We start from the raw sequence: 12,815 nt of genomic DNA, 5'->3' as shown, positions 1-12,815 counted from the left end.
TGACTATCGATAAAGGGTGAAGTGGCCCACAAATTCCCTAGTGTCAGATTCACCATTCATTTTTATGATGTACCAATAATCTCCCGATGGAAGGTCGCTTTCTTGATAAATACCGTCCCAACCATCTTCATTGTCTTCAAAGGTATAGACGGTTCTTCCATAACGATCATAAATACTGATGTAGATGTTTGGATAGACTTCTATATTTTTAGGTTTCCAGGTATCGTTTTTTCCGTCTCCATTAGGTGTGAAGAAATTGGGTATTTCGATATCAATGAATTCCATATAAATACTGGCCGTTGCCTCACAACCGTTTTCATCAACTACCGTTACAAGGTATGTATCGGTTTTAGTAATATGATACACATTGTCAGAACCATTATTTATAGCGCCAAAGTAAATGGTGTAACTTTCCCTTCCGCCACTAACGGCTGCTGTAATCTCATTTATGTTGGTCTGTGTAACCGTAAGTTGTAAAGGTTCAAAATGTTCGACCTCAAATGTATGAGTAGTAATACAGCCATTTTCATGGGATATGGATATGTAATGTGTACCTGGGGCAACATCTCTAAAGAAAGGATTTAATTGCATTTCCATGGGGTTCATGGTATCCAAGCCGAAAAGTACTTGATCTTCCAATCCTTCATCATCCATGACGATATTAACGTAGTTGTTGGGAGTATTTCCGTTACAGCCATACACCGTTTCTACGTGTGCATTTAAATTAACTCCAGGTTCTATTGTTACCATTAAATTGTCTTCGCAGCCATTTGCATCTTCGATAAAGATGATATAATTGCCCGTTGAAAGGCCTGAGAAATTGGTTCTTCCTTGGATAAAGTCATTTTCTGATGCCAATCTAGTACTGTAGGGAGCCGTACCACCTGAAATCATCAATTCGATAGTACCATTTTCTTCTCCTTCGCAAATTTCAGGGGTAGTAGTTGCTTCCACTTCCAACACTTCAGGTTCTGTAATAGCGGCATCTATAACTTCAAAGCAGCCATTGCTGTCTTGAATGATAATCATATAGTCACCAGGAGCCAATTCGTCAAACACATTATCGTCAAAGAACTGGTTGAGGTTGGGCGAAATGGCATATTGATAGCTGCCTGTGCCACCCGTCACTTCGATTTCAATACTACCATCTTCAGCGCCATTACAAGAAATGTTGTTCACGTCGTATTCAATAGCCAATGGAGTCGGTTCTGAAATTTCAATTCTGGACGAAATAAATTCACAGTCGCCGCTTTCAACCCTCAAATAATACTGGCCAACTGGAAGGTCTGTAAATAAACCGGTAGCTTGGTTCGGTCTTGCTTCATCGTTTAAGGCAAGGTCTCTGAATAAGGCATATTGGTAATTACCCAATCCACCATCAGCTTTTGCTTCGATAACAGCGGTGCTTTCACCTCGACATGCGACTCTTGCAGCAGAGAGATCAATCACGGCCGTTAAATCTTCAATTTCATTGACTCTTACCGAATTGGTGACAATCGAAACGCAATTAAAACTATCGCGCACAAAATAGTGGTACTCGCCTTCAATCACATTGGTGAACAAATGGGTATTCGCCCCAGATGATTGGTTCATTGCGTTAAAACTTAAACCGTCTGTACTCCACATATAAGGGGCAGTACCACCAGAGGCAGTCAATAATAACTCGGCGTTCGATTGACAGGTCATTCTTTGAACTGTAGTCAACAAACCTTCAACCTCGGTGGGTTCGGCTATTTCAATAATCGCTGTTTCATAGCTGCAATCCATATCATCTAAGATTGAAATGCTATAGAAACCACTACCCAAATTGTTGAATGTATTAATTGTTCGCGATGCAGAAGCTTCCAATAAAGTAATGCCGGAAGCATCACTGTATTTATTGAGAATATATCTGTAATTGGCATTTACATTTCTAGGGTTCACGGTTGCAGTGACCGATGCGTCATTATCACCTTCACAAACCAAATCGGTGTTAGAGATAGAGGCAGTTATCGGGTCCGGTACTACCAACTCAAAAGCATTGTTGAAATTGACTGTACACCCTAGGGCATCGGTAATTTCGATGTTATACTGACCGGCACCTAAACCTTGAAAAAGGAAGGAATGTACACCGTTGGCGGTATAATTGGTACCTAAAGCGTTATGGGTCATTACAATGTCGTAAGGGGCCTTGCCGCCAGTAGGTGTAATCTGGGCACTACCTCTGTCATTGTTACAACCTACTTCTTCAGTATTTATTGGGTCAAGGGCAAGTGGAGCTTCAGGTGTCGCAATACTGAAACTTCTTGTTTGTATACATTCAGGAAAAGCATCTTGTGTAACTTCTACCGTATAATTTCCGGCAGGTACCAAAATTGCCGGGGTAGGGCCCACATTGACTGAACTTCCAGATAGAATATTCGTTCCTGAATTATTGAAAATCGTATAGCTGAATCCAGCAGCGTAAGTGCCATCAACAAGGGTTAGGCTGATGCTTCCATCACCACCATGACAGATAACATCAGATAATTTGTCGATGGTAACATCAAATGTATTGGGCTCTTCAACCGTATGGCTTCTGGTAATCTCACATCCAGTGGTCATATTCCTGATTGCGAAGGTGTATGTGCCTGCCGAAAGGTTCAAGAACTGATTTGAAGCCTGATAAGAAGCCGAAGGCAATTGCCTGAATTCATAGTTGGTCGGATTGGAAGCAAAATCTGTGTATGTGCTTGATACATCAATACTAATGTCTTCACCACTGTTCACACAATCAATATTTCTATCTACGGTAATCGTCGCATCAACTAGAGCATCATAGGCGCTTATGGTAACCACATGTTCTGATGGGCAGCCTTGATTGTCGTACACACGAACGATTACGTCACCACCATTTGTATCGGTATAAATGTAGTTAGGGTCACTACTATCTTGAAGCACGTTGCCAGTTGCATCATCGACAAAGACGAATCTATTAAAAGTTCCGCTACCACCTGCAATAGAAGAGGTGTTGATGGCTATGGTGGCATTATTGACATCGTTATCTGATGAACAACCGAATTGTACAATATCAGGAACGTCGAAGGTCAATACAGCGTTTTCATTGACCAAGGAATTGATTACCGTTTCACAACCATTGGGCCCTGTAGCAGTAATCGTATAATTATTACCTGATAGATTAATGAAAGACTGTGTAGATGCATCCCAACTAGCACCTGAAGGCATAGGGTTTAAGGTATATGTTAGCGGATTATTGCCATTGTTTACCTGGGTCAACTCAATACGACCGTCATCAGCTCCAGGGCAGCTAACATCTGTTGGGTTGGCAGTAACTTGGGGTTGAATCGCCGCTGGTACTTCAACTAGTAACGACCTGTTACAAACAGGGCTGTCGGTTCCCATATCGTAAACATTTACCGTATAAGTGTCAGCAATGCTCAACTGAATATTTTGCGGGTTGGTCGCCAAAACTTGACGAGCTATGGTAGTTCCAGAAGCACTGTCTAAAACCTCAAACTCATAATTTCCAGATCCAGCTATCGCTTCAATAGAAATTTCAGCTTCATTGCCCGGTCCACAACCTAATTGAACCGCAAGACTGGCCGTGGCCTGTAAAGTTGCATGAACATCTCTATTAACATTATCGGTACAACCAGAGGCATCTTTAACGTAAATATCATAGTTGCCTGCCGGAATATTACTGAATACATGGTTCGTTTGATAATTACTGCCGCCATCAATAGAATACAAGAGGGTACCTGTTCCCGTCGCTGTAATTGTGATAGAAGCATTGGCGTTACAGTTATCAATTACTACATTAGAAATAGTTGGGGCGGCCATAAAACTCATGGCAACGCTACCTAGGGGGTAAGAGCATCCATACTGGTCTTCAACGGATATATCGTAATTTCCAGCAGGTGAATTAGCCGGTATTTCAATAGGATTATCTCCTGAGGCCGTAATCGTCGTAAACGGAGCAGGACCTGTAACGGTATAGAAATAAGTTCCACCGCCACCTTGCGTATTCTCTATTTCAATAAGGCCCGGATTTTCACAACTGATGTCTTGAATAGACTGAGGCGTTCCGGTAATAACATCGAGCTCATCTAAAATTTCGTTTTCGCTGGCACTGATACATTGAGGATTTCCACCACTATCAATTTGTTGTACCTCTAAGTAATATTCATTGGCCGCTAATCCGGTTATACTAATCGTATTTGAATAAGCAACTATTCCGCCACTATTGGCCACAACAGTTCCCGTAGTATCGTATAGGAACCACTCCATATTCGGTTCGGTGCTACCATGGTTATCAACGATGGTATAAGTAATTTCCCCGTTGCTACTTGCATGGCAAGCCGGACTAACCGTAGCCGTTATTTCCATGGGATTTGTGATGATATCGTTGACGTTCACACTACTTTGCCTAATGCACCCGACGTTATCGCGTACATAGAAGGCATACGTTCTACCGGGTACAAGATTAGGAAAGGTATGTGTAACTCCTGCAGCATAAGGTGCGGTCCAAGGGTGAGTTGGAGCTGCTGGGTCGAAATTAGCAGGATCTTCGGCATAGGTGTATTCATAAGGGGCCGTACCATTCTGCCCCCGAACACTTACTTGAAGTTCATTACAGTTCACGATAATCGGTAAAATTGTAATGTCTAGGTCATCTAGCGGATATGGAATAGTATATCTTGGCAAATCTGTTTGACATATGGTATTTCCGCTACCGTCTATTGTTCTAAGGGAAGGGTAAACCTCTTCTCCCGAAAGATAGCCTCTAAACTCATCGGAAGACTGCCATGTGATACCTCCATCACTACTGAATTCAACCGTACCTATCGCTGTGGGGTAATTGTCAAAATCAAAACCGAATTCACTGGCCAAACCGGTACAATTGGCAGGGGTAACTCCATTGATGTCCGCTGTTAATTCTACAGGTTCATCAACAACAATACCTGCTTGGGTTTGAGAGCATCCGGCGGCATCCGTAACAATAATATCGTAGGTACCAGCAGGTAGATTGTAAAATGTTCTATCAGCTGATACCACATCGTTGTGGGTTTGATCCGCAATACCATGAGTTACATCTATCAGTTGATAATCATAAGGTGCTAGTCCACTTGTAATTATTACTTCAATATTTCCGTTTCCACCAAAACATTCAGCATCGGTCGGTGTAGCTGTAAAGGTCAAATTCGGACTTGCCTGAACTTCTTCTGTGACTGTCTCTGAACAATAACCTGGGTTTCCAGCATTGTCCCTTACATAAATATCATATTGACCAACATCAGCAAGTGGAACAGCAAAGGTGTTTGAAGGTGAAAAGTCGGCATCGCTCACCGTGTTTCCGCTAGGAACAAAAGCATATACATAAGACCCAGTTCCTCCTACCGCCGTGGCTGTTAAGCTACCATCGTTACAAGAACTGGCATTCGAAATAGCCACCGAAAGAGTTATATCAGGAGCAATTGTGATAGTTTCCAATGGAGAAGCACAGCCGTACTGATCCATCACTTCTACATTATAACTGCCATTTGACAGTCCGCTAAATGTAAAAGTAGAAGAATTGGCTGGAGTAGGGGTCTGCCAAGCGCCGCCGTTCAATCTAAAAGTAAAGTCGCCATTTCCGCCATTGGCCGTTGCCATAATTGTTGCATTGTTTTGCCCATCATAGCATTGGGTGGCAGTAAGACCCAAGGTCAATGTATTAGGGGCAGTAACCGTGACAGTTGTAGTCGAAACAACTTCACAATTATTAATGTCTCTTACCCTGACCACATAATCGCCGGCAGGTACATTCAGAAAGGTAGAATTACTACTGAAAATTCTTTCTATGGAACCATCTGTTCGTTCCAATTGATAACTATAGCCCGGTGTTCCCTCTGTTGCAGAAGCTTCAAGGGTCGCACCAGTATTATAACAAGTGAAATCTGATGTCTGTACCAAATTCGCCGTTAACGCATTTGGGGAAGCAAGCGTAGCTCCAGTAGAAGAGGTTGCGGTACAGCTATTATCATCTACTTTTCTAACTGTTACATTGTACGTTCCGTCATCCAAAGTTGATGGGGTCGTGAAAGGAGAGGTGGTCTCCATCATCCAATTTACGCCACCGTCCAATGAGTATTCATAACCGAACGCAGGGTCAAAATTACTGACTTCAAAACGAATATTTCCATTATTGGCACCATTGCAGGTAGGAGATGAGCTTCCGAGAATTTGTACCTCAAAGGTTTTTCCTGTCTCTACAACGACCGTTATATCTTGTGTTTTTTCACAAATCTCAGGTGCTTGGGTGGCAGAAATATCATCTAAAATAAGGTCGTTACCATCAGCACTGTTCAAATTTGTTCTGAAAACGACGCTCACATTGGTATTGGCACCAGGGTCAAAAGTAAAGTTGTAATCATGCCAGCTGTCGGCATTAGTGTTTTTAGGGATATCACCCGTGGTACCGGAGCCTAAAACAGTTCCAGAGCCATCTACCAATTCTACCAATACATCTGGATTGTTACCGTTAGCGGAAACCCTTCTAAGGTTATATGCCGAAAAGGCAACGGTTATCGGTCTGTTAGGTAGTACCTCTAAATTTTGTCTTCTCCAAAGAATGGATTCATCGGCATTTTCGTGTACCCTAATATCTACGGCCAAGAACCTACCATCTGCCAAACCGGTATGGTCATTGGGGCTTCTCCAAGCTGAAATCGGATTTGTGACAAAATTGGTCACGCTATATTCGCCACTCACGAGAATTCCTGCAGGCCCTAGATTGCAAGCGGTTTCAGAACCGTTTTGGGGCTCGTAGCAATAACCAGTGCCTATCTCGCCTATTTGAGTGGTCGGGCCACTGCCGAAGTCTTCAAAGAAAAGTGTGCTTTGATCCGCACCCAGGGCACTTGAATAGCCGATGGTTAATGTATGTGTTCCGGCAGCGACATTATTAAAAATGTTGGAATCTACAGGAGTGTAAGGTATACCGTTTATTTGGTAGGTATAATCAAAATCAGAACTGTTGTCGGTATTAATGGTAATTTCTCCCGTTCCGTCACAATTATAGTTGATGTCGGTGCTTAAATTTGGGTCGGGAGTTTCACTTGGCACCGTCAATTCCATATCAAAGGTACATCCCAACGCATCACGAAGGACCAATTGATAGCTTCCTGCTGTTAATCGTGTTTCATCCAGGGTACCAAAATTGGAACCGCCATCAAAGCTAAATTCATAGGGTGCTTGACCTCCATTTGCATTCGAAATTTTGACCAAGGCGCCACTAGGGTTGCAAGAAGCATCCTCAATAATGGTCGCTGAAGCAGTAAGCCTAAAAGGTTGCGTAATCTCATATTGAATACTTTCTACACAAGAGTAAGTATCATCAGAGCCGCTTGAGTCACTCACGGTAATCGTGTATATACCCGCGGTGAGATTATTGAAGAAGTTTTCATTTTGATAGGTTACTCCATTATCCAGACTGTAACGGTAGGGGGCGGTTCCTCCGCTAGCGTTAATAGTGAGGGTAGAGTTGCCGGAATCTGCACAAAGAATATCGGAATGGGAAGCCGTAATCGTTACGCTTCCTAAATCCTCGATTTGAACGCTATTCGACAGGGCAAAACAACCATTATCATCTTTAACAATAAAAACATATTCGCCATCTTCATTAGGGTAATAAGTAGAGGGGTTTCCTCTATGACCAAAAAAGAAATTGGTACTACCAATGAAATCAGATTCGGGAATGCTAGATTCATCTGTATAGTTGGGTATCCCGTCTTTACTCCAGATGGCATATCTATGCCCCGTTGTACCACCGCTTACTGATAGATTGATCACTCCGGGCAAACAAGTAATATGTTCTTGGGTATTGGCAGATAGTCTAAGTTCGGGTATTTCATTTACAGTGATTGTTTGAGTGTCGGTACAACCGTCGGTTGTAGAAGTAACTACAATATAGTCGCCAGGAGCCACACCGGTAAAAGTATGGGTGTTGTCAATGCTCACGAGCTCAGAGGTGACAAAACTTCCAGCCCCTCCATTACTGCCATCATCAATATATAGCTCGTAACTATAGTCAGGAAGTACGTTCAATGCTTGCACACTAATGGTGCCCTGTTCATTACAATCGGCAGGTGTACTGGATAAATTGACCTCGTACTCTCTTCTTTGAATACCAATATCCTCTGTTTCAAAAATACAGCTATTGGCTATCGGTGCTCCGCTAGACGGGTTTAGTTGTGTAACCTGAACTTTATAAGTTCCGTTAGTGGAAATATTAAAATTCGGACCTTGGCCCGCACTAAAAGGAACTTCGATCGCATCGTTTGTAACGTTATACAATTGGTAACCGTATCCACTACCGACATTAGTAATTCTTATTCTTCCATCGGTACTACAAACGATATTAGAAGAAATGTAATCGATGTCCAAGGTGTTTTGGAAAGCATTGAAATAGAATCGACTGAAACATCCATTTTCATAGGCAATGACTACTCTATAGCTGCCACTTTCAGTAACGGTATAGTTGTTTTGTTGAACAAGGTTGTTCCATGTGCAGGTGCCATTTTTATTGGCACAGTCATCTCCGGCAGAAGAACAACTGGTTTCATCCAGTTTTTGCCAAGTGATGCTTTGGGCATCTGTTATACCTAATTGTAAAAGCACACTATCATTAGAGCCACAAAGAAATATTTTAGGCAATACATCTCCATCAACAGAACAGGTAACTATTTCGCCCTGGATATCATTATCTGGGTTCGAGTCTGCGTTTACCTGATTGAAATAATCTACAATAGGGTTGGTCTGCACATCGCCAAATCTGTTGACCGTAATTCTTTCCAATTGGTCATCGCAGCCTGTATTGGCAGTTTTTTCGACTATGTAGTTACCTACACTCGTAACGACCATAGTTCTTGGGTCACTGTCAGGGTCACCATCATTTAAAATCGTATCAGCCCCATCAATTTGTCCATTGTTGTTGTTGTCGATGGCCCATGAATAGGAGGTAAAACCTTCACCAGCGGTCAGGGTCACAAAATCACCACATAATAAAACCGTTCTGGCCACATCGCAATCTTGAAGTGCTTCGGATAAATCGTTGGTAGCTACTTCTAAAGACGAAGTACAGGTGCCGGCGGAATTGGTACCATCCTCATCTGAGAATGTTCTTGAATTAAGAATTCCCTCATAGGAGGCATAAGCATGATTTTCTAAATGCGATGCACAAGCGGCTACGAATTCTGAGCAATCTCCAGAAATGGTTACCTCTATTGCTATTTTATATTCCGGGTCACCGACCTCTACCAAATTATCGGGAATGGAAAATACAACTGAGTTGCTCAGTGGGTCAAAAGTTTCGGTAACCCCTGTAGCATTCGAGTAATCAAAGTCGTTAACCGTCACGTTGGACGGTAGTACGTCTCTGATAGTAAAGTTGGTAGCATCATCATCTCCTGTATTTTGAAATCTGATGACATAATTAAAAGTCTCTCCAAGGTCTAGATCTTCTCCATTAATATCAGTACCACCCAGATCTTCTGAAGTATTACCCAAAAGTATGATCGGAGCATGCACCTGTTCGTAAGAGGCGTCAATAACCTTACCATCAGTAGGGTCTACCGCTGGAACCCCCGTACCAAATTCACCACCATCGCCACCATCAGCATTGTTATCTTTATAGTATTCATTGGCGTCGCTACAACCATCTCCATCACTATCTAAATCTAAATGGTCCGGAATACCATCCATATCAGTGTCTAGATTGGCGCAAAAACCTGAAAACGAATCGGTGTTGTAAGCTAAAAAGGCAACATCGGCATTTGAAGAAAGCTGCAGTCGTAAGAAAGCAACATCGCTGAGGTTGGCCGTTGGAATACCAAATTCTGATAATTCTATAGTGGCCAGTCGGTAATCTCTTCGTGTATTATGAAAGAAGACGTTACCATTTGCGTGATACACATCTAACCTGTAGGAACCTACGATACTAGCAAGTGCCCCACCGCTATAGGCCTGAACGCGAACGGCGTTACCAAGCGGTGCACCCGAGGCATCATAAAGACTAACGGTATGGCCCGCACCCCCAGGGTCTGCAACTTGTGTCAATAAAATATCAGGAATGCCATCGCCAACTGTTGTTGCAACGATAGGGTCAATCTCATAAACCCAAGTATCACCAATATTGGCTATTCCAGAGCCTAAATCCAAACCGTTTATTCCATTGGTCAATAGCGGGTTCAATGGATCGGTGGTCGGATTTTCTACCAAGGTTAAACCTAGGGCATTATTGGCATTACCATCATTCAAGCTGGCTTCTATGGTAGCTTCGCCGTAAATATTTTTTGATGGGGTCAGCGCCATCCAATTAGATTCGGTAGCGATTACATCTGATATTCCGTCATTATTGGTGTCAATACCATCGTAAAGATTATTGCCATTGGAATCGATCAAATCGTCATCAAAAACGCCAGTTGTAAAAGTTGTTCCGCCGGATGTAAAGGCCAGTAAGTCGTGGGAAAGATTAGGATGCAAAGAATTTCTGTTGCTTAACGAACTCCTCCATAAATCATTGAAATTGGTATAAATTTCCGTCACAGGAGCACCCCCAACAATTATACTTGATGGAGCTGAAAAGACTACATCATTTGGTATGGTACACAACTGTTCTACGGTATCTAGAATTCCGTCATTGTCATCATCTAAATCAACACTGTCAACCACTCCATCGTTATCGTAATCATTATGAACGATGATACGGGCTGAGGGAGAATCAGGAGTAATATTCGTATCGGTTTGATCTTGAGAGTTGGTTGCGGTGTTAGTCAGATTGAGTAAGGGTAGAATATCTATTTCGTCGGCTTGAACCTCTAAGCTCAAAAAAGCAGTTTCTCCCCCGTTGAGCGTTCCAATATTCCAAGTGTTGCCACTCCAGCTACCGGTTATCGTCTGTGCATTTACCAAGCTAAGGCCTGAAGGAATGTTATCGGTGATTCTAAGGTTGGTCACAGGGCCTACACCTAGATTTCTAACCTTAATGGTAAAGGTAGCTCTTTCGCCTTCCACTATTTCGGGCTTGTCGACCGATTTCTCCAGAACTACATCAGGATCGCAGTAGTAGGCTGAAATAGGTTGCGAATCATATGTACAGGGGCCTTTTGTCCCCCTTACAAAATAATCACCGGCTACGGTAGGCGCAAAATTTTCGCTGTTGGCACCGGGAATCATCTCTCCATCGCCAAACCATTGATAGGCATCGAAATTACCGGTAGCCTCAAAAATCTCGGAGCCTACGAAACATCCGCTTCCTCCCCGTATTTCCAAATTAACGACGGGAACCGTATCAAAGCCCGAGAAGTACCCCGCAACGCCACGTGCCCCGTTCAAACCAAAAAACCCGACCGCAATGGGGCCGGTAGATTGTACGCTGACATTACCTGTAAGATTGGGTATGAAAATGGTTTTCCAATCATCGGTACCTGCTACGGGATTGGAAGGTGGTAAAGTAACCGGTCCGTTTCCATCGGTAACGGTAATGTTTCCATCAGGGGTTGCCGTAGCGGCAACTATAGTGACCCCACCATTTACCGAGGTGCCTGCCATATTCGTGATATCAGGAATGTTGTCCATCACATCAGGCAATAGGCAGTTCACCGGGGCCACGAAGTTAAGACCGTGGGTATAAACCGCAGAACCACCTGCCATAGATTGATAGGCATAGGCATCTTTTGAAGTGGTAACCAACATATTGGCTCCGGCCGAATTTCCTGAATAAAATGTTCCAGGTATTTCAACGTAATCCCCATTGTTGATGGTGGCAAATGGAGTTGCAGAACCGTTTACAAAAATTTGGGTGTTATCGGCAATACCAATGATCAACGGAAATTCGGTATCGTTGGTACCGTTTCCTCTAACGAAAACATATTCTTTGCCGAGTCTATTTTCCGGTACTGGTTGGTCGATAGCAGCATCTCTGTTTCCGTTGTTGAGTTGTCGACCGGTATTCATTCCACCATTACTGATAACAATATCTCTATTTGATTCTATACTCGCCCCGATCCAACCGTCGACATGGGCAGGCGATTCCGATAGATAGGTTTCAAAGACAAATGATTCATTGGCATCTAGATTGATGGTGTAGCTATCATTGGTCAATCCGTCGGCATCACCCTGTAGGCGAAACTCACAGGCAGGGTCATAACCGAACAATCGTACCGTGGTGTTATCTTCGGTGGCCATGATGCCCAATGTATTCGATTTCGTATTGTGCTGACCCAAGTTGGGTAGTCCGCCCCACTTGAACTTTGTACCCAAGGCAACACGCCCCTTTGAGGTCAAAGAAGCGGCCTGAGCACTTGAATTACCTCGATAGTTGACATAGAATTTATTGTTGCTGGGCGATTCAAACCTTAGGCCCGCATCATCAAGTACGATACCAGTATGGTTGTTATCGACCAAGGTAATGTTGTTGTCACCGTTCGGTAAATTGTAAACCGCCGGGTTGGTATTTGAAATGTTGAATGAGGTAATCGGTGTGTTGCTGGTACCGCGATAGACATTCACCGTAAATGTGGTTGGCTCTGGTGTAGATAAATAAATTGCTTGTTGCTCTACAGCCTGATTATTCCTACCTTGCTTTAAAGGCGGTAGGTAGTGCAAGTCGCTTAATTGTGAAAATCCTAGATAGGAACAGAGAAGGAATAGTGTAAGTATAAAGAACTTCAACTGAGGTTTTGGCAACTTGATCATCGGTTTGGCTTCAATTTGGGACACTACAAAATAACGTAGCTTTTAGCCCCTGATTAAATAAATGTTGCCAAGTACACTAGTTTTGTTGCATGTCGATAAAA

At 43.0% G+C, this 12,815-nt stretch carries 1 protein-coding gene; it reads right to left on the bottom strand.

Going from position 1 to position 12,815, the window contains the following annotated elements; all coding sequences use genetic code 11:
- Positions 1-3 precede the first annotated feature (3 nt).
- Positions 4-12,714 (bottom strand): T9SS type B sorting domain-containing protein, encoded by a 12,711-nt coding sequence (locus tag D1013_RS15750; RefSeq protein ID WP_121849740.1) that lies wholly within the window; start codon positions 12,712-12,714, stop codon positions 4-6.
- Positions 12,715-12,815 lie beyond the last annotated feature (101 nt).

It is taken from the genome of Euzebyella marina, from assembly GCF_003687485.1.
GTDB lineage: Bacteria > Bacteroidota > Bacteroidia > Flavobacteriales > Flavobacteriaceae > Euzebyella > Euzebyella marina.
The sequence above is the reverse complement of the archived record's forward strand: the minus strand, read 5'-3'. Positions and strand labels throughout refer to the sequence as shown.

Bases quoted from the DNA above. Each gene is read 5' to 3' on its own strand.
- D1013_RS15750 (WP_121849740.1), bottom strand. From the start codon at position 12,714: ATGATCAAGTTGCCAAAACCTCAGTTGAAGTTCTTTATACTTACACTA.